The sequence below is a fragment of the Rhizobium sp. R693 genome (assembly GCF_002211315.1).
Taxonomy (GTDB): domain Bacteria; phylum Pseudomonadota; class Alphaproteobacteria; order Rhizobiales; family Rhizobiaceae; genus Rhizobium.
In genome coordinates this window covers 348,062-367,751 of the sequence record NZ_LOKY01000034.1, presented here as the reverse complement: position 1 = coordinate 367,751, position 19,690 = coordinate 348,062, and the positions used below count along the sequence as shown (strand labels likewise).

Genomic DNA, 19,690 nt, shown 5'->3' with positions numbered 1-19,690 from the left:
AACCGGAATGCTTGAATTGCGGAACGCTGCAAAGATGGTGGGCGGGGAGTATCACATCCACGCGACCAATCTTGCGTTTGAAAAAGGCACGCTGAATGTGCTGCTGGGGCCGACGCTGTCCGGCAAGACGTCGCTGATGCGGCTGATGGCTGGGCTTGATCGACCGACCAGCGGTTCGGTCCATTTTGACGGTGTTGATGTGACTGGCATGCCGGTACAGAAGCGCAATGTCGCGATGGTCTACCAGCAGTTCATCAACTATCCGGCCCTGACGGTGTACGAGAACATCGCCTCGCCGATGCGCATTGCGGGCAAGGACACGGCGACGATCGACCGGGAAGTGCGCAAAGCCGCCGATCTCCTGCGCCTCACGCCCTATCTGGACCGCACGCCGCTCAATCTCTCAGGTGGTCAGCAGCAGCGCACGGCGCTTGCTCGCGCCCTCGTCAAGAATGCCAGCCTGGTGCTGATGGATGAGCCGCTCGCCAACCTTGACTACAAGCTGCGCGAGGAACTGCGGGCTGAACTGCCTAGGATATTCGCGCAATCCGGCGCCATCTTCGTCTACGCCACGACGGAGCCTTCCGAAGCGCTTCTGCTCGGCGGCAACACGGCGACGCTTTCAGAAGGACGTGTGACGCAGTTCGGGCCGACCATCTCGGTCTATCGAAATCCGTTCGACCTTGTGACGGCGAAGACCTTTGCTGATCCGCCACTCAATTTCATTGATGTCGTAAAGGTTGGTGGAGCGTTCCAGAGGCAGGGTGCGGACATGTTGCCGGTGCCCTCGCACCTGGCCGGAATGGTCGATGGTCCCGTGACGATCGCCTTCCATCCGCATCACCTCGGTCTTTCATTGCAAACCCCGACCGCGGCGAGGCTGAAGGCTCGCACGCAGATCTCGGAGATCACCGGCTCCGAGAGCTTCGTGCACCTGGATTTCGATGGCGTGCGCTGGGTCATGCTCGCCCACGGCATTCACAACATCGATCCGGACACCGAGGTCGATATCTATCTCGACACGCGTCACGTCATGGCTTTTGGCACCGACGGTCGCGCAATCGCAACTGGCGCAAAGGCGTAAGGGAGAAGGACATGGCACGCATTACGCTCGACCACATCCGCCACGCCTACGGACCGAATCCGAAGTCTGACGCCGACTACGCGCTTCGCGAAGTCGATCACGAATGGAGGGACGGCGGCGCCTACGCGCTTCTTGGTCCATCCGGCTGCGGAAAGACGACGCTGCTGAACATCATTTCCGGCCTGCTGCAGCCATCGCATGGCCGCATCCTGTTCGATGGAAACGATGTGACGAATCTTTCCACGCAGGCGCGCAACATCGCGCAGGTGTTCCAGTTCCCGGTCATCTACGACACCATGACCGTCTACGACAATCTGGCCTTTCCGCTGCGCAATCGCGGTGTTGCCGAGCCGGAAGTCGATCGCCGCGTTCGCGATATTCTTGAGATGATCGATCTCGGCGGGATGGCTAAACGCAAGGCACAGGGCCTGACGGCCGACCAGAAGCAGAAGATCTCGCTGGGTCGCGGATTGGTCCGCAACGACGTCAACGCGATCCTGTTCGACGAGCCTCTGACCGTGATCGACCCGCACATGAAGTGGGTGCTGCGTTCGCAGTTGAAGCGCCTGCACAAGCAGTTCGGCTTCACCATGGTCTATGTGACCCACGATCAGACGGAGGCGCTGACCTTCGCCGATAAGGTCGTCGTCATGTACGATGGGCAGATTGTCCAGATCGGCACGCCTGCAGAGCTTTTCGAGCGACCGAGCCACACGTTCGTCGGCTACTTCATCGGCTCACCGGGCATGAACGTTCTGCCGGTGCAGTTACAGGGCAATGCCGTCCGCATCGGCAGCGAGACACTGTCATTGGACTATGCACCGCAAACGGCTGCCGGGGCCAAGACCGAGCTCGGCATCCGTCCGGAATTCGTCAATCTCGGCCGCGAGGGAATGCCGGTCACCGTCAACAGGGTGGAGGACATCGGTCGGCAGAAGATCGTGCGGGCGACGTTTGCCGGGCAGCCGATTGCCATCGTCGTGACGGAGGACTTTGAAATCCCGGCCGATGCGCGGGTGACCTTCGATCCGGCTGCAATCAATATTTACGCCAATTCCTGGCGCGTCGGCAGGGAGGGCTGAGCATGGAAAAGACCTGGAACAACAAAGCCTGGTTTCTGGTTCTGCCGGTTCTGGTGCTGGTGGCCTTCTCAGCCGTTATTCCGCTGATGACCGTTGTGAACTATTCGGTGCAGGATACGTTCGGGAACAACGAGTTCTTCTGGGCGGGTACGGACTGGTTCGTGCAGACGCTTCATTCCGACCGTTTCTGGGCGGCGCTGCAGCGGAACCTTGCCTTCTCGCTGATCATTCTGGCGCTGCAGATCCCGCTCGGCATCTTCATCGCGCTCAACATGCCGAAGAAGGGTCTCGGCGTGCCAGTCTGCCTCGTGCTGATGGCGCTGCCACTGCTCATCCCATGGAACGTGGTCGGGACCATCTGGCAGGTTTTCGGTCGTGTCGACATCGGCCTCCTCGGCCATACGCTTGAGGCAATGGGGTTTGACTACAACTATGTCCGCGACCCTCTCGATGCATGGATCACCATCATTGTGATGGACGTCTGGCATTGGACAAGCCTTGTGGTGCTGCTCTGCTATGCCGGCCTCGTTTCGATCCCGGACGCCTACTATCAGGCGGCGAAGATCGACGGCGCGTCGCGCTGGTCCGTCTTCCGGTACATTCAGCTGCCGAAAATGAACCGGGTCTTGCTCATCGCCGTGCTGCTGCGCTTCATGGACAGCTTCATGATCTACACCGAGCCTTTCGTCGTCACCGGCGGCGGCCCGGGCAACTCGACCACGTTCCTGTCGATCGACCTTGTGAAGATGGCAGTCGGCCAGTTCGACCTCGGTCCCGCAGCGGCAATGTCGATCATCTACTTCCTGATCATCCTGCTGCTGTCGTGGGTCTTCTACACCGTCATGACCAGCAGCGACGCGAACGCCTGAGAAAGGAGAGGACCATGGCTCAGACAATGAAATACAAGCCTGCGGGCAACTTCTCCTGGGTCGTTTCGACGATCTACATCATCTTCCTGCTGCTGCCGATCTACTGGCTGATCAATATGAGCTTCAAGGAGAATGCCGAGATCACCGGCACCTTCTCGCTTTGGCCGCAGAACCCGACACTGCGCAACTATGGTGTGATCTTTACGGATCCGTCCTGGTACAACGGCTACATCAATTCGATCATCTATGTCGTCATGAATACGGTGATCTCGGTACTGGCGGCGCTGCCCGCGGCCTACGCCTTCTCGCGCTACCGGTTTCTGGGCGACAAGCATCTGTTCTTCTGGCTGCTGACGAACAGAATGGCACCGCCGGCGGTCTTTGCGCTGCCGTTCTTCCAGCTTTACTCCGCCTTCGGCCTCATCGACACGCACATAGCGGTGGCGCTCGCCCACTGCCTGTTCAACGTGCCGCTCGCGGTCTGGATCCTGGAAGGCTTCATGTCCGGCGTGCCAAAGGAGATCGACGAAACCGCCTACATCGACGGCTATTCCTTCCCGCGTTTCTTCGTGAAGATCTTCATGCCGCTGATCGCATCAGGCATCGGTGTCGCCGCCTTCTTCTGCTTCATGTTCTCGTGGGTGGAACTTCTGCTTGCCCGGACGCTGACGACGACTGCCGCAAAACCGATTTCGGCGATCATGACGCGCACCGTCTCCGCTGCAGGGATGGATTGGGGCGTTCTGGCGGCTGCCGGTGTGCTGACCATCATTCCCGGCGCGCTCGTCATCTACTTCGTACGCAACTACATCGCCAAGGGCTTCGCGCTCGGCCGCGTCTGACAAGGGAGGACCACTCATGAACTTTTCCTGGATGGCGTGGACGCTGCCGACTGCATTGTTTTTCCTGACGATTTTCATGCTCTTGGTTGGCATGAGTGTCTGGGAGTATTTCGCACCGGGCGGTTCGCCGCGTGTGGGAATCCTCAGGTTCGAAACCACGCGAGGAGATCGGCTCTTCGTATCGCTGCTCGGCGCAGCATTCATTCATCTCGCATGGTTGGGTCTTGTCGGACCCAACCTGTGGTGGGCTCTTGCCCTCTCCGTAGTCTACGCCATCGGCGTCTTCCGCTACGTGTGACGGTAGGAAAAGACAGATGGCCGGGGGTACTGGCCGCCTGAAACGTGACGACTGCAATCGCAACCCTGGGAGGATACTATGCGAAAGCATTTACTAGCGACAACAGCAGGCATGTTGCTGGCCATGGCGGGCTCCGCCTACGCCGGCATGGATGAGGCGAAAACCTTCCTGGACAAGGAAGTCGGTGAGCTCTCGACGCTTTCCCGCGCCGACCAGGAAAAGGAAATGCAATGGTTCGTTGATGCGGCCAAGCCTTTCGCCGGCATGGACATCAAGGTGGTTTCCGAAACGCTGACCACCCATGAATATGAATCCAAGGTGCTGGCGCCGGCGTTTACCGCAATCACCGGCATCAAGATCACCCACGACCTGATCGGCGAAGGCGACGTCGTCGAAAAGCTGCAGACGCAGATGCAGTCGGGCGAGAACATCTACGACGCCTACATCAACGACTCGGATCTGATCGGTACGCATTGGCGCTACCAGCAGGCTCGCTCGCTGACTGACTGGATGGCGAACGAAGGCAAGGACGTTACGAACCCGGGCCTCGACGTTGACGACTTCATTGGCAAGTCCTTCACCACCGCCCCGGATGGCAAGCTCTACCAGCTGCCCGACCAGCAGTTCGCGAACCTCTATTGGTTCCGTTACGATTGGTTCAACGACGAGAAGAACAAGGCCGACTTCAAGGCGAAGTACGGCTACGATCTCGGCGTTCCGGTCAACTGGTCGGCCTATGAGGATATCGCCGAGTTCTTCACCGGCCGCGAGATCGGCGGCAAGAAGGTCTACGGCCATATGGACTACGGCAAGAAGGACCCGTCGCTTGGATGGCGCTTCACCGACGCGTGGCTCTCCATGGCAGGTAACGGCGACAAGGGCATTCCGAACGGCAAGCCGGTCGACGAGTGGGGCATCAAGGTCGACGAGAACTCGCGGCCGGTCGGCTCATGCGTCGCGCGCGGCGGTGACACCAACGGCCCGGCAGGGGTCTATTCGATCCAGAAGTATCTGGATTGGCTCAAGGCGTACGCGCCGGCGGCGGCGCAGGGCATGACCTTCTCCGAGGCCGGTCCCGTTCCGTCCCAGGGTGAGGTCGCGCAGCAGATCTTTACCTACACCGCCTTCACCGCAGACTTCGTCAAGAAGGGCCTGCCGGTGGTCAACGACGATGGCACGCCGAAATGGCGCTTTGCGCCATCCCCGCACGGCGTCTACTGGAAGGACGGCATGAAGCTCGGCTACCAGGACGCCGGTTCCTGGACGCTGATGAAGTCGACGCCCGTCGACCGCGCTAAGGCGGCATGGCTCTACGCGCAGTTCGTCACGTCGAAGACGGTCGATGTGAAGAAGAGCCACGTTGGTCTGACGTTCATTCGCGAATCGACCATCCGCGACAAGAGCTTCACCGAACGCGCTCCGAAGCTTGGCGGTCTGATTGAGTTCTACCGCTCTCCGGCTCGCGTCCAATGGACACCAACCGGCACGAACGTTCCTGACTATCCGAAGCTCGCGCAGCTGTGGTGGCAGGCAATCGGTGATGCGTCTTCCGGCGCGAAGACCGCGCAGGAAGCCATGGACTCGCTTTGCGGTGAGCAGGAAAAAGTGCTGCAACGCCTGGAGCGTGCGAAGGTTCAGGGCGATATCGGTCCGAAGCTCGCCGAAGAGCATGATCTGGAATACTGGAACAAGGACGCGGTGGCCAAGGGCAACCTCGCTCCGCAGTTGAAGATCGAGAACGAGAAGGAAAAGCCGGTTACCGTCAACTACGACGAACTGGTCAAGAGCTGGCAGTCGAAGTGATCAGCGGCCTTTGGTCGGGTACGAGGCCCGGCCAATAGCAATGCCGGCGGCGCTAGGTCGCCGCCGGCACCAAACCCTTAGAAATGACTATCGTATGAGCCGGCGCGTTTGCGGCGGCAAGGCGAACTACTGCGCCGGAGAAGACAATGAGCGGCCATATTCTCGCGATCGACCAAGGCACGACGTCATCACGTGCGATCGTCTTCGACGCCGGGATGAAGATGATCTCGTCCGCACAAGAGGAGATCAAGCAATACTATCCGCAGCCGGGCTGGGTCGAGCATGATCCGGATGAAATCTGGACGAGCGTGGTCAGCACGGCGCGGCAAGCGCTGACGAATGCCGACATTCGGCTGGCCGATATCGCCGCGATCGGCATCACCAATCAGCGCGAGACGACCGTTGTCTGGGAGCGCAAGTCGGGTAGGCCACTTCACAAGGCGATCGTATGGCAGGACAGGCGGACGGCGGAAGTCTGTGACAGTCTGAAGGCGGACGGCTATGAGAAGTTGTTCAGCGCGAAGACGGGGCTTCTTCTCGATCCTTACTTTTCGGGCACGAAGCTCCGCTGGCTGCTCGACAACGTCAGTGGATTGCGGGAACGCGCCGAGGCCGGCGAGGTATGTTTCGGCACTGTCGACAGCTGGCTGATCTTCAATCTGACTGGTGGACGTGTTCATGCGACGGACGCCACCAATGCATCGCGAACGCTGCTTTTCAACATAACGGAGGGTCGCTGGGACGAAGAACTGCTCGGGCTTCTCCGTATCCCGGCGTCCTTGCTCCCTGAAGTCAAGGACTGCGCCGACGACTTCGGCGTCACCGATGCTGAGATCTTCGGCGCGCCGGTCCCGATCCTCGGGGTTGCTGGCGACCAGCAGGCGGCGACGATCGGCAATGCCTGCTTCAAGCCGGGCATGATGAAATCAACCTATGGGACCGGCTGCTTTGCCCTGCTTAATACGGGGCAGGATTGCGTCACCTCCAGCAACCGCATGATTACGACCATTGCCTATCGGCTAGCTGGCAAAACGACCTATGCGCTGGAAGGGTCGATTTTCATCGCCGGCGCGGCCGTTCAGTGGCTGCGTGACGGTCTTGGCCTTATTTCACAGGCGTCGGAAAGCGGCGCCCTGGCGACGCGAGCAGATCCCAATCAGCAAGTGTATGTCGTGCCCGCCTTTACTGGCCTCGGTGCTCCCTATTGGGACCCGGAGGCGCGGGGTGCGATCTTCGGTTTGACCAGAAACAGCGGGCCGGCGGAGTTGGCACATGCCGTTCTCGAATCCGTCGCCTACCAGACGCTCGATCTCCTCATCGCGATGCGGAAGGATTGGGGCGGCCATCACATCGAGACGGTCCTGCGCGTCGATGGTGGCATGGCGAGTTCCGACTGGACGATGCAACGTCTAGCCGACGTTGTCGGCAACCCGGTGGACCGGTCAGCTGTCGTCGAGACAACGGCACTGGGCGCTGCCTGGCTTGCCGGTTCCAGAGCGGGAGCCTGGCCGGATCAGGAGAAATTCGGAAAGGCATGGGCGTGCAGCCGGCGGTTCCAGCCTGCGATGGAGGAGGCAGAGCGACAGACAAAGATCGCTGGCTGGCGTAACGCCGTGTCGCGCACCTTGTCGGGCGCACAATACGGCAATCAGTTGGTCTGAACGCCCGAGGCCGTCGCTGGAGTTGATTTCTCTACGCGTCCTTTGGACGCTTCGTCCCCAAGCATTCAGGTGACTGTCAGAAAATCTGGCCATGGCTGGCAAATATTGTCGACGCCGTGGACTATCTATGATTCGATCCTGCCGCCGTCGACGCCGAGATCTGGACGCGGAGACGACCAATTGAAAGATAGTGCCACCAAGGTCCGCCTGATTGAACGGCGGCCTGCAATCGGCAGCGTGACGCTTTGCCTTGTTACCACTCTCTACTTGCTTCTGGTGACAAATAGATCGTTCTGGAGCACCGCGTACGGCTATTTCGCGACCGATCATCTGTCATTTGTGCTTTTTGTGATCGGTATTTCAGCGGTCAGCATGGCAATTATTACGGCCTTTTCGGCCAAGTATGTCACCAAGCCGTTTTTGATCCTCTTCATTCTCGCGGCCGCCGCCGGCTCCTGGTTTACCGATCAGTTCGGCGTGATCGTGGACAAGGAAATGATGCGCAACGCGGCAGTGTCGACGGGCGCGGAGGCGGGGCATCTGATAACGCCACGCTTTGCGCTTCATATGTTGCTCACCGGCATAGTGCCGTCATTTCTCATTATGTGGGTGCGCATCCGGCATCGCCCGCTGCTGTCAAAACTTGCTCACAACACCGGCGTGATCGTGGCTTGCCTGGCAGTCTTCGTGGTCGTCGGGTTCGGTGACTATCGCGCCTTCGCTGGCGTCGGGCGCGCGCACCGGGACATCCTCGAGCGGCTGAACCCTTTTGTGCCGATCACCAGCACCATTCGCTTTGCCGTTTCATCAGAGGAGGATGCGCACGTCGTTGCCGAGCCGCTTGGCACAGATGCCCATCGGGTCAACCGGGCGGGTCTCAACAAGCCGCGTGTGACGATCATCGTTGCGGGCGAGACGGCGCGTGCCGATGATTTTTCTCTTGGAGGGTATTCGCAGAAAACCAATCCGGAACTCGAAAAGCAGAATGTCGTCTATTTCCCGAAAACGAGCAGTTGCGGCACGGCGACTGCAATCTCGATCCCGTGCATGTTCTCCATCTACCCGCGGACTGCCTATACGCATCGCAAGGGCCTCGCGACCGAGAACCTTCTCGACGTGCTGAGCCACGCCAAGGTAGACGTCTCGTGGCTGGATAATGACACTGGCAGCTATCATGTCACCGACCGCGTTGCCTACACCTCGTTGCCGCAGTCTGCCGATCCGCGCTTCTGCAAGGACGGTGAGTGCCTTGACGCTATTCTGCTCGACAAGGTCGATGACTGGCTCGATCACGTGAAGGGCGACAGCGTGCTGGTGCTGCACCAGCTCGGCAGCCACGGGCCAGCATACTTCGCGCGCTACCCCGACGAGTTCCGACGTTTCGTTCCCGACTGTAGGGCCAATGACTTTGGCAGTTGCACGCCTCAGGAGATTACCAACGCCTACGACAACACGATCCTCTATACAGATCACATCGTTTCGACGGTGATCGACAAGCTGAAACAGCATGCCGACAAAGTTGCTGGTTCGGCGATCTATCTATCGGATCACGGTGAGTCGCTTGGAGAGAACGGCATTTATCTGCACGGTGCGCCTTATATCGTGGCGCCGTCACAGCAGACGCATGTGCCGTTCCTTGTCTGGGTCGGCGACGAACTCGCTAAATCCGCCGGCTTCGATATGAGCTGTATGGCCAAGGAGGCCGACGTCGAGCGCTCGCATGACAACCTCTTCCACAGCGTGCTTGGGCTCATGGACGTGGCGACCAAAGTGTATGATCCGCATCTGGATGTTTTCGCGGCGTGCCGCCGGCAGACGGATAAGGTTGCAAGTATCCCGTGATGAGCTAACTGGGCGATGGCTCTGCTGCCGCAGCGGCTGAGAGCCTCCCGCTGGTACTGGCCGCCTCTTTCTGGAGCGGCCAAATCAGTCTTAATGCTTGCGGTTTGCCGCTTTCATGCGCTCGGAAAGTTCGGAAAGCCCGAAGGGCTTCACCAGGAAATCGTCTGCGCCACTTTGCAGGCCCTCGATCTGATCCGAGGCCTGGTCATACGCTGTCAGAATAATGACGGGGACGGCATTTGCTTGTCGTCTAAGCGCCTTTAGCAGAGTAAGGCCGTTGCCATCAGGCAGTCGCAGGTCGAGCAGGATTACGCCGTAGCTGCCGGTTCCGGCCGCCTCTGTCGCTTCCGCAAGGTTGAGGCACCAGTCGACGGAATGACCGTCGGCCGCGATATGATCGCGCACGGCGTCTCCCAACAGGACATTATCCTCAACCAATAATACGTTCACGCGTCATCTTCCCTACGGCGTGCCTGCCTTTCGGCAGCATGCCCAGCCATCACGATGGTTTGCTTGGGGGCGTCGCGCAGCGCCGCCAGGGTTTCTAATGCGACCGCTAGCTGACAATGGCCTTAAAGCTGTGTGGGGTCGTGTTGAAATTGCTGTGGCGGGTGCGTCGAGGCGGGACGGCGGTAAGCGGCCAGGACGGATATCCTTCAAACTCACGCCGGTGTTCTGACGTCTGAGCCGGCCAAAAGCGAAAGCTCGCCCGCAGTCTTCATCACCATGGCGATCGTCTGGCTGATGTCAGGCGCGTCCGGCGCATTGACCAGGGCGATATAGGGGCAAGTGAGGGCTGCAATGCAGCGTCCGTCCGGCCCAAGGATCGGCGCCGAGAGATTATGGACGCCAGCTGTTTGAGCGCTCGCCATCATTTCGTAACCGCGCTCGCGAATATGGGCGAGCCGCGCGTAAAATGCCGGGCCGAGCATGACTTCTTCACGGCTTCGGGCATGTTCCGCGATCATCATCTTCCGCTCTTCGTCGCTTCGAAAGGCGAGAAGCACGTGGCCGGACCCAGTGTCGAACAGGCTCATATGCGAGCCGACGCGGATCGAGATACCCCAATAATCCGGCGCCTCGTGCTGGGCGATCACCACTGCCGAGCCGCGATCAAAGACGACCAGGTGGTTTGCCTGCTTGGTCCGCTGAGCGAGGTCACGCATCAGTGGTGTTGCGAAGGATGCCAGTCGGCGCGTTGGCGCATGCAACTGGGACAGGCCGAACAGTTTAAGCGTGAGGGTGAACCGATCGCCCTCGAGCTTCGTGACGTAGCCGCGCCGGACGAGGCGGTCGAGCATGCGATAGAATTCGTTCGGGCTGCGATCGAGACGTTTGGCGATCTCCGCTTGGGTCAGCCCTTCCTCGACACCGGCCAAAAGCTCAAGGATATCGAGCCCCTTGTCCAGTGCCGGAGCACGGTACCGATCGACGTCTTCTGCTTCCATCAACTTCCCCTGTGAATATCAACTTACATATACAAATGTGTCGTTGCCGAAAAGCGGGAGCTTATGCAGCGAACTTCTCCATCGACTACGAAAAACGGACAGGCTAGGTTCGAGCTTCACGTGGTAAGGCCACTTGTATTCCGGGGATGTCGACGATGTTTTTGACGGATGGAGAGCTCAGCGAAATCAAGATGTTTCGACGAGAGCTTCACCGCAATCCAGAAGTCTCCGGGGAGGAGGCGAAAACCGCGTTGCGGGTAACGGAAGTGCTGAGTACCACCGGACCCGATCAGATCGTTGCTGGCATCGGCGGACACGGCCTTGCTGCTGTCTATGAGGGGGTAACCTCAGGACCAACCATCATGATCCGTGCGGAGCTTGACGGCCTGCCGATCGAGGAAATCGGCGATATTCCGCACCGCTCGACCGTACCAGGCAGGGGCCACCTCTGCGGCCATGACGGCCATATGGCGATCCTCATGGCACTCGCGAAGGGGCTCGGACGAAGGCGGCCCGCGAGAGGGCGGGTAGTCCTGATGTTCCAGCCAGCCGAGGAAAATGGCGCGGGCGCGGCGGCGGTGCTCGCGGATCCGAAGTTTGCCTCGCTGATGCCCGACATGTCGCTCTCGCTTCACAATTTTCCGGGCATCCCGCTTGGACACGTCCTCCTCAAAGAGGGACACGTTAATTGTGCGTCGCAGGGAATGAAGGTCGTTCTGAAGGGCAAGACATCGCATGCTTCCTATCCGGAGCAGGGCACCGCACCGACTTTCGTGCTGGCCCGGCTGCTTGGCGATCTGACGGCATTGGGCAACAATCGGCCGCTCGGACCGGATTACTCGCTGGTCACGGTCACGCATGCGCGTCTCGGTGAGCCGGCTTTCGGCATAAGTCCCGGTGAGGCGCAAATCTGGGCGACCTTGCGCACGCTGACGGATGAAGCGATGGCCGCGTTGGTCTCACGCGCAGAGCAACTTGTGTTGACCGAGGCGAAGGCCGGACGGTTGCAGGTGGAGATCAGCTACGAGGACGTGTTCCACCAGTGCTACAATTCCGCCGAAGCGGTTACGGTGTTGCGGCGCGCTCTGGGTGACGAAGGTGTCAGCCACGACAAGACAAGCAGCCTGCTGCCAATGAAAGCATCGGAAGATTTCGGTCTGTTCCGGACCGTGGCGCCCGCTGCGATGTTCTTTCTCGGGGCAGGCGAAGACCATCCGCGGCTGCATAACCCGGATTACGACTTTCCCGATGAGCTGATTGCAACCGGTTCGCGGGTTTTCATGCGAGCCATCAGGAACATTCTCGGCTGAGGGCGCCGTGCTGGCCTTGCCTATCAACTACTGAACATTCCGGCCGAGGAGCAAGGCGAGGTGCCGCTTCCAGGGGGCTTTGACCCCGTTCAGCGCACCGTCTCCGCAATTGCTTGCGCTCGCAATTGAACTAAACTCTCTGGTTGAAATTAAGATCACGATCACTGATCGACTTGTGGGTGGATTTGCGCAATATTTTTGGCGACCGATATGTGCGCTGTTTGCGCCGGGCATCAGATCGGCACCATTCGACTTCCTCCAGAGCGCAATGGGATTATCATGTTTGCTCAAGACATCATGAACACCGACATCACGACGATCAGCGCCGACAGCAGCATACATCAGGCAATCGACCTGATGGTTGCCAAGGACATCAGTGGCCTGCCTGTCATCGACAATGACGGCAATCTTTGTGGCGTGCTGACGGAGGGCGACCTCATGCGGCGGATCGAGTTTGGTGGCGGCAGATCTGCCGGTAACTCTGATGAAACATCACTCGTCGATTTCGACAACTATATCCGCAGTCGCAGTTGGCGGGTTTCAGATGTTATGTCCGCGAGCGTGATCAGTGTCACACCGGATACACCGGCGGCTGCTATCGCCGAAGTGATGTTCCAGCGCAAGGTCAAGCGCGTTCCCGTCGTCAGCGGCAAGCGCCTTCTCGGCATTGTCAGCCGTATCGATCTCCTCAAGGGCATCGTTGCAGCACCAACCGAGAGAACGGCAAGCGGTGACGATGCCCTCGCTCGTGCCATTCGCGCGCGACTGCAGGGCGACCTTGGTCTCGACATCCATGCGATCAAGGTAACAGTTCAGGATTCCAGGGTCGTGCTTGAGGGGACCGTCTCCAGCGAACTGGAGCGCCGCGCCATCCGGGTGCTGGTGGAGAACGTCAAGGGCGTCAGCGGCTTCATCGACAAGCTGGGCCTGGCCTAGTCGGCGACCCTCATGCTGCCGAGCGGAGGAGCTTTCTGGCATAGGTTGCCATAAGGCGTTCCTCGTTTGTCGGGATCACGAGCATCTTGAAATCGCCGAGGAAGCGGAGCCTTCTGAGGATTGCTTCGCGAACGGGGGCGGCGTGCTCGCCGATCCCGCCAGTAAAGACGAAAGCATCGATGCCACCCATGGAGACGGCCATCATCGCGGCATGCTGGGCCGTCTTGAGGGTGAAGTATTCCAGCGCGAAGGCGGCTTGCGGATCGTCGCTGCGAAGCAGCGCCTCGACGTCGTTGCTGATGCCGGACAATCCCTTCAGGCCGGAGCGCTCGTAGAGGATGTCCTGAACCGTCTCGACGCCAAGATCGAGGTCGTGAAGCATGTAGAGGACGGCGCCGGGATCGATTGATCCGCTACGCGTTCCCATGGGTATGCCGTCAAGCGCGGTCATGCTCATCGTGGTATCGACGCTGATGCCGTTCTTCAGCGCGCAGAGGCTGGCGCCATTACCGAGGTGGCCGACGACGACGCGACCGGCATAGAGGTCCGGGTAGTCCTGCGCCAGTACCCGCGAGATCCAGTCATAGGAAAGCCCGTGGAAGCCATAGCGGCGTATGCCTTTGTCGCGCATTTCCTGCGGCAGGGCGAAACTGCTGGTCAATATGTCGTGCCCTGCGTGGAAGGCGGTATCGAAGCAGGCGATGTCAGGCGCTCCGCTTGCGAGCCTTGCCGAAGCGGTTATGCCGGCGAGGTTGTGCGGCTGATGAAGCGGCGCCAACGGGATCAGCGCTTCCAGACGACGCGTGACGTCCGGGGTGACAATGACAGGCTCTACGAAAGCTTGCCCGCCGTGGACGACGCGATGGACGACCGCCGCCGTGCGCCAGGCACGGTCGTGGCCGTCGATGAGCTCCATTACGGCGCTGAGGGCCGAATCGTGATTAGTGTCCGCGGGCAGGGAGGTTTGCGTCTCCTGTCCATCGGGGAGCTTTGCGCGCATCTCAGCTGTATCACCAATGCCTGTAACCTTGCCGCTCATCAGCACGTTCAAGTCCCTGTCCTCGAAGATCTGAAACTTGAGGCTCGATGAACCGGTGTTGAGAACAAGCAGCGTGTCGATCATCGAAATATGCTCCAAGTCCCTGAGTCGGGAGCGCGGTGCCGCAGCTTCGCCGCTCTTGCGCGCCACGGTGGCCGCAGAAGGTATAGCTGTCAATTGTTCTCGCTTCGTAACTTCGCACAGAGCGAGTTGCATACGGCGTGGGTGGGCCGTCTTTTGAAGATCAAAATCCTTTGAGATCTCAGGATTTTCTCTTTCCGCGCCACGCCGATCGGCCTATCTAGCGGAACTGCCATCAGGCACACATTGGACTCGGCTTCTCTGCCTGTTCTTTCCCAAGGCATCCAATTCACATTGGCAGATCAATGACAGCTACGCAGACGATAGAGAAAGACGATGCGGAGAGCATCCGCAGGGCAAAGATTGTCGCGCTGGTCGTTGCCGTTTCGTTTTTCATGCAGATTCTCGATGGCACCATCGTCACCACGTCCCTCCCACAGATGGCAGCCAGTTTCGGCGTTCAACCCGTATCGATGAGCATCGGCATCACCGTCTACATGTTGACGATGGCGGCCTTCATTCCGCTCTCGGGATGGCTTGGGGATCGGTTCGGCGCTCGTCGGATCTTCATGGCGTCCATTGCCGTCTTCACGATTGCCTCGCTGTTCTGCGGGCTCTCCGACGGCCTTGCCGAGTTTGTAGTCGCGCGCGCCGTGCAAGGAGCCGGTAGCGCACTCATGACGCCGGTCGGCCGGATCATTGTCCTGAAGAATGCCCGCAAATCCGAACTCGTTCAGGCGATCGCGCTGATTACCTGGCCTGCGCTGACGGCTCCGGTCATCGGTCCGCTGCTTGGCAGCTTCATCACCACCTATGCAAGCTGGCATTGGAACTTTCTCATCAATCTGCCGATCGGGGTGCTCGGCATGGTGCTGGTTCTCCGTTTCGTGCCGGAACAGCGTGAGGAGGAGGCCGGGCGGCTGGATGTGCTTGGGTTCATTCTCAGCGCCAGTGGGTTGACCTTCCTGCTTGCGGCGCTTGAACTCTCGGTGAAATCGCACGGTGGTTTGTTACCAATCCTGCTGATGCTGCTGGCGGGCATTGTCCTGTCCGTCATGGCGACGCTGCATTTCCTTAGGGTCAGTAGTCCGCTGCTCGACCTGTCCGCTTTCAGAGCGCAGACCTTTGCCATCGCGACCCTTTCAGCCGGAACGGCGAGCCGTGTCGCGATCAATGCGACGCCGTTCCTCTTGCCGCTCCTCTTCCAACTCGGCTTCGGTTTGAGCTCGATCGAGGCCGGCGCCTATCTCTTGGTCTACTTCCTTGGAAATCTCGGCATGAAGGCCGTGACGACGCCGCTGCTTGCCAAGCTCGGATTTCGGACCGTGCTCTTCTTCAACGGCATGATCGCTGCATTGTCGATTGCGGCCTGCGGCTTTCTGGTACCCGAGACTCCGCGCGCCATCATCTACATGTTGCTGGTGATTGCCGGTCTCTCGCGGTCGATGGAGTTCACGGCACTGAACACTCTCGCTTTTGCCGATATCAATCCGGCGCAGCGCAGTTCCGCTTCGACGCTGTCGAGCATGTTGCAGCAGGTTTCAATGCTGCTTGGTGTCGCGATTGCGGCAGCGGTGCTCAACATTTCCGTTGCCTTGCGCGGTGTCGAGGGGCCGGAGCTCGTCGATTTCCGCTGGGCCTTTCTTGTCGTTGGTGCGATCGGCGTCATATCGTCATTGCGCTTCCTGCAATTGGCGCCGGATGCAGGCGCCGAGGTGTCAGGTCACAAGATCGGTACGAAATAGTCGGTCAGCTTGGAGTCGACCGGCCTTTGTCGGGAGGAAAGATGGAATTTGGATATGTCTGCACGCCTCAGGAAGTCTACGACTTCTGGTTCGAAGAGTGTGGGCGGGATCAATGGTTCAAGGCGACGTTGGAGCTCGATCGAAATATTCGCCGGCGCTTCCGTGACACCCATCTTGCGCTCGCGCGCGGGGTGACGGAGGAATGGCGCTCGACGCCGCACAGCAGGCTTGCCGCGGTGATCGTGCTCGACCAGTTTCCACGCAACATATATCGGGCCACACCGCTCGCCTTTGCCACCGACGGGGTTGCGCTGCGCGAGGCAAAGCTCGCGTTGGAGGCTGGAGCGGATCAACAGGTTGACCCGGAATGCCGGACATTTTTCTACATGCCTTTCGAGCATTGCGAAGATCTGGAAGAGCAGGAACGTTCAGTCGCTCTGTTCAAGGCGCTTGGTGACGAGGAATATCTCGATTATGCGCTTCGCCATCGGGAAGTGATTGCGGCCTACGGTCGCTTTCCGCATCGCAATGCTCTCGTCGGACGTCGATCGACGACGGCAGAACTGGAATATCTGGCACAGCCGGGCACAGGCTTCTGATCACGTCGCCTTTCTGTCGCCTTTCTTTCTTATGAAAAGCTGGAATCCAATCTGATCCAGCCAACCCGAGCGGGGATATTTTGCGGCCGACACAACTCTTGCTTCGCATTTTCCTAGTCGCAGCGCTGGCGGGCGCCGGTGCGAACCTCGCGGGCGCGCAGACAGCCGCACCGCAGGCCTCGCAGCCGCCGCAGGCGACCGAGGCGTCTGTCGCTGACAGCCCAATCGAGCAGGCGGCGAAAGCGATCGAGAAAGCAAAGCAGGATCTCGTCTCCCTGGAGGATGGCGTCAAGCAGAAGAACGACGATGACGACGCGTTGGTGGCTCTCGCCGGAAAGACCGACGAACTCGGTCGCGCGGTTCTGAACATTTCCGTTGGCCTCAGACCGCGGCTCGATCAGATCAAGAACCGCCTTGCCGAGCTGGGCGATCCGCCGAAGGAAGGTCAGCCAGCAGAAGCGGAGATCGTTACGACAGAACGCAACGCTTTGACTGCGGAGCGCGCCCAGATCAACGCCGTTACCGGTGATGCCGAAACGCTGTCAGCTTCCATCGGCAAGCTTGGCAACCTTATTGCCGAAACCCGCCGACAGCTCTTTGCTGCCACCTTGCTGCGGCGCACCGATGTCTCGCTTTCCGTTATCGATGATGCGGCGAGCGCCTTCGTCCGGGAGGGCACGGAATTCATCCAAGCCCTCGGCAGCTGGCTGGGATTCGTACTGAAGTTCAAGGCTTTCGCGTTCTTTGCGGCCATCGCGATGTCGCTCGTGACGGCATTGGTGCTCTTGTCCGGCGGCTACCGCATCTTCGGCCGCTACCTTCAGCGCAAGGAGACCGTCGAGCAGCCCTCGTATATCAACCGTCTCTCCATCGCTTTCTGGTCCACCCTGATCCGGACGTTCGCTCTCGCGGCGCTCTTGGTGACGTCTTACTTCTTCCTCAATAGTTTCAATGTTCTGAGGCCGGATATTGCGCCGATCATCGGGGCGCTCTTCGGCGCGATAGGGCTGATCTATTTCGTCAGGCGTTTCACCAACGCAGTGTTTGCGCCGAAGGAACCGCACTGGCGTCTCGTAAAGCTTTCGAACCGTGGCGCGAGCTCGATCGGCGCCTGCCTGCTGGCGATGGCCATCGTCAACGCGCTCGATTACCTCTTCGGCAGCATCAGCGAAGCGATGGGCTCTCCGCTCGTCCTCACCGTCGTCAAGAGTCTGATAGCTGCCCTGATCATCGGTTTCATCCTGATCGCGGCGTCGTTCGGTCGTCCGATGTTGGCTAGGAACGGGGATCCGGACGCGCCGGGACGCCATTGGCCGCACGGCATGGCGATCATTTTGCGCGTGCTGGGCGCAGGTCTGATCATAACGGCGCTGACCGGCTATGTCGGGCTTGCGCGCTTCGTTGCAACGCAGCTGATCATCACCGGTGCCATCATCGTCACGACCTATATTGGTCTTCTGTCCGGTAAGGCTATTTCACGCAGCGAGACTTTTGGCGAGACATCGCTTGGTCGGTTCCTTCAGAAGCGTTTCAAACTCGGCCCCGTCGCCATCGACCAAGCGGGCCTGTTGGTTGGCATGTGCATCTCGGCCATCGCGCTGATGGTTGGAATTCCGTTGGTGCTGCTCCTGTGGGGTTTCCATATTCAGGATCTTGAACTGATCGGCTACCGCCTTCTTACCGAGGTCAGGCTGGGCGGGATCAGCATCTCGCTGATCGGGATAATGACCGGCATTCTGCTCTTTGCGGGCGGCTACCTGCTGACGCGCTGGATCCAGCGCTGGCTTGACGGCAACATCATGGCGCGCAGCCATGTCGACCTCGGGGTCCGGAATTCGGTCAAGACAGGCATCGGGTATCTCGGTGTCGGTCTTGCGGCGATTGTCGGCGTTTCCGCCGCGGGCATCGACCTCTCAAGCTTCGCACTTGTTGCCTCCGCGCTGTCGGTCGGTATCGGTTTCGGCCTCCAGAACATCGTGTCGAACTTCGTCTCCGGCCTGATCCTGCTCGTCGAGCGTCCGTTCAAGGTCGGCGACCACGTCGTCTCCGGCACGGCTGAAGGCATCGTGAAGCGGATTTCAGTTCGCGCGACCGAGATCGAGACGTTCCGCAAGCAGTCGATCATTGTTCCGAATTCCGAACTGATCAATGCTTCCGTGGGCAACTGGACCCATCGCAACAAGATGGGCCGGTCGGAAATTCCGGTTTCGGTGAGCTATGATTCCGATCCGCAGAAGGTCATGGATATTCTGCTCGAGCTCGTCAACGCGGTACCCGTGGTCCTGCGCAATCCTGAGCCGCATGTGGAGTTCCTGCGCTTCGGGCCGTATTCGCTGGACTTCGAGCTTCGCTTCATGCTTGCCGACATGGGTGATGGTCTGAAGGTTCGGAACGATCTGCGTATCGCGATCCTCAAAAGGTTCCGGGAAGAGGGGGTCGAAATCCCGCTTCCTCAGAGCGATGTCGTGTTCCATCGCCAGCCGGATCAGGTCGGAACCACGACTACCGCAGGCAAGGTGCCGGTGAAGATTGAGGACGTCTCCGAGGCGAGCGAATTGGACGAAGAGGCCGGGACGGTGCGGCGGTTGCGCGGCAAGGCGGCTGATGGCAATCTCAAGGGGTGAAGGCGTTGTTCAGCGGCCGTTCAGAGCGGTCGCCATATAACGTCTGCAATCGGGTTTTCGTTGCTGGGGGCAGCAGCGCCGAGACGCTCCAAGGGAGGGCGCTTCATCCGCGCCACACTTTATGGCAAGATTTGCCGTCGTATTGTTTCTTTCACTCGCGGCCGCAGGCCAAACTCACGCAGCTTCCATCACTAATACCGACAGCGCCGCCGTCGTGATCGTCCTCACTGAGGGCGGCAACAAGATGCAGCTTGTGCTCGATCCCGGCGCATCGGAGACGTTCTGCGGGTCGGGCTGCTTTATCACCGCACCCGACGGTGACCGGATCGGCCTCGACGGTGGCGAAACGATCGACATCGTCAACGGATCGGCCGTCGTAAAGTGAACGACGGGTCTCTCTGATCACAATTTTTGTCCACGGATTTTC

Annotated in this window: 17 protein-coding genes; 14 read left to right on the top strand and 3 right to left on the bottom strand. The window is 59.6% G+C overall.

The features are described from left to right. Positions 1-7: 7 nt before the first annotated feature. From ATY79_RS22465 to ATY79_RS22430, 8 genes are all read left to right on the top strand, one after another. A complete protein-coding gene (locus ATY79_RS22465) occupies positions 8-1,084 on the top strand; it encodes an ABC transporter ATP-binding protein (RefSeq protein WP_088694426.1) in 1,077 nt (358 codons plus the stop codon). Positions 1,085-1,095: 11 nt separating this feature from the next. Next, positions 1,096-2,166 carry an ABC transporter ATP-binding protein gene (locus ATY79_RS22460; protein ID WP_088694425.1) on the top strand — a complete coding sequence of 357 codons (1,071 nt, stop codon included), beginning with the start codon at positions 1,096-1,098 and terminating at the stop codon, positions 2,164-2,166. Between the two features lie 2 nt (positions 2,167-2,168). Then, positions 2,169-3,035 carry a sugar ABC transporter permease gene (locus tag ATY79_RS22455; protein ID WP_088694424.1) on the top strand — a complete coding sequence of 289 codons (867 nt, stop codon included), beginning with the start codon at positions 2,169-2,171 and terminating at the stop codon, positions 3,033-3,035. A gap of 14 nt (positions 3,036-3,049) precedes the next feature. Continuing rightward, positions 3,050-3,877, top strand: coding sequence for a carbohydrate ABC transporter permease (locus tag ATY79_RS22450; protein WP_088694423.1), 828 nt, complete (start codon positions 3,050-3,052; stop codon positions 3,875-3,877). A 16-nt stretch (positions 3,878-3,893) separates the two neighbouring features. After that, on the top strand, positions 3,894-4,175 hold the full coding sequence (locus ATY79_RS22445; protein ID WP_088694422.1) for a DUF2160 domain-containing protein: 282 nt from the start codon (positions 3,894-3,896) through the stop codon (positions 4,173-4,175). Positions 4,176-4,253: 78 nt separating this feature from the next. Beyond that, a complete protein-coding gene (locus ATY79_RS22440) occupies positions 4,254-5,978 on the top strand; it encodes an ABC transporter substrate-binding protein (protein ID WP_088694421.1) in 1,725 nt (574 codons plus the stop codon). Between the two features lie 146 nt (positions 5,979-6,124). Further along, positions 6,125-7,639, top strand: coding sequence for a glycerol kinase GlpK (gene glpK / locus ATY79_RS22435; protein WP_088694420.1), 1,515 nt, complete (start codon positions 6,125-6,127; stop codon positions 7,637-7,639). A gap of 180 nt (positions 7,640-7,819) precedes the next feature. Continuing rightward, positions 7,820-9,481, top strand: a complete 1,662-nt coding sequence (locus ATY79_RS22430) for a phosphoethanolamine--lipid A transferase (RefSeq protein WP_088694419.1) — start codon at positions 7,820-7,822, stop codon at positions 9,479-9,481. A 90-nt stretch (positions 9,482-9,571) separates the two neighbouring features. Here ATY79_RS22430 and ATY79_RS22425 read toward each other — a convergent pair whose 3' ends face one another. Next, complete coding sequence (locus ATY79_RS22425; RefSeq protein ID WP_088694418.1) at positions 9,572-9,931, bottom strand: response regulator; 360 nt, start codon at positions 9,929-9,931, stop codon at positions 9,572-9,574. 212 nt (positions 9,932-10,143) lie between these two features. Further along, entirely contained in the window at positions 10,144-10,929 is a 786-nt protein-coding gene (locus tag ATY79_RS22420) for an IclR family transcriptional regulator (RefSeq protein WP_088694417.1), read from the bottom strand. A gap of 155 nt (positions 10,930-11,084) precedes the next feature. Between ATY79_RS22420 and ATY79_RS22415 the strand changes: the two genes are divergently transcribed. Both ATY79_RS22415 and ATY79_RS22410 read left to right on the top strand, forming a co-directional pair. Continuing rightward, positions 11,085-12,239 carry an amidohydrolase gene (locus ATY79_RS22415; protein ID WP_088704929.1) on the top strand — a complete coding sequence of 385 codons (1,155 nt, stop codon included), beginning with the start codon at positions 11,085-11,087 and terminating at the stop codon, positions 12,237-12,239. Between the two features lie 279 nt (positions 12,240-12,518). After that, the gene (locus ATY79_RS22410; RefSeq protein WP_088694482.1) at positions 12,519-13,175 is read left to right on the top strand and encodes a CBS domain-containing protein; all 657 of its coding nucleotides are present in this window, start codon (positions 12,519-12,521) and stop codon (positions 13,173-13,175) included. A 10-nt stretch (positions 13,176-13,185) separates the two neighbouring features. Here the strand turns inward: ATY79_RS22410 and ATY79_RS22405 are convergent, their stop codons facing one another. Further along, positions 13,186-14,298, bottom strand: a complete 1,113-nt coding sequence (locus tag ATY79_RS22405) for an acetate/propionate family kinase (RefSeq protein WP_088694416.1) — start codon at positions 14,296-14,298, stop codon at positions 13,186-13,188. Between the two features lie 302 nt (positions 14,299-14,600). Here ATY79_RS22405 and ATY79_RS22400 point away from each other — a divergent pair, with 302 nt between their 5' ends. The 4 genes from ATY79_RS22400 (at position 14,601) to ATY79_RS22385 (ending at position 19,648) form a co-directional block, all read left to right on the top strand. Then, positions 14,601-16,040, top strand: coding sequence for a DHA2 family efflux MFS transporter permease subunit (locus tag ATY79_RS22400; protein ID WP_088704928.1), 1,440 nt, complete (start codon positions 14,601-14,603; stop codon positions 16,038-16,040). A gap of 41 nt (positions 16,041-16,081) precedes the next feature. Then, a complete protein-coding gene (locus ATY79_RS22395) occupies positions 16,082-16,639 on the top strand; it encodes a DUF924 family protein (protein WP_088694414.1) in 558 nt (185 codons plus the stop codon). Positions 16,640-16,719: 80 nt separating this feature from the next. After that, positions 16,720-19,263 carry a mechanosensitive ion channel family protein gene (locus tag ATY79_RS22390; protein WP_088704927.1) on the top strand — a complete coding sequence of 848 codons (2,544 nt, stop codon included), beginning with the start codon at positions 16,720-16,722 and terminating at the stop codon, positions 19,261-19,263. 121 nt (positions 19,264-19,384) lie between these two features. Further along, complete coding sequence (locus ATY79_RS22385; RefSeq protein WP_088694412.1) at positions 19,385-19,648, top strand: hypothetical protein; 264 nt, start codon at positions 19,385-19,387, stop codon at positions 19,646-19,648. The last annotated feature ends 42 nt before the right edge of the window (positions 19,649-19,690 follow it).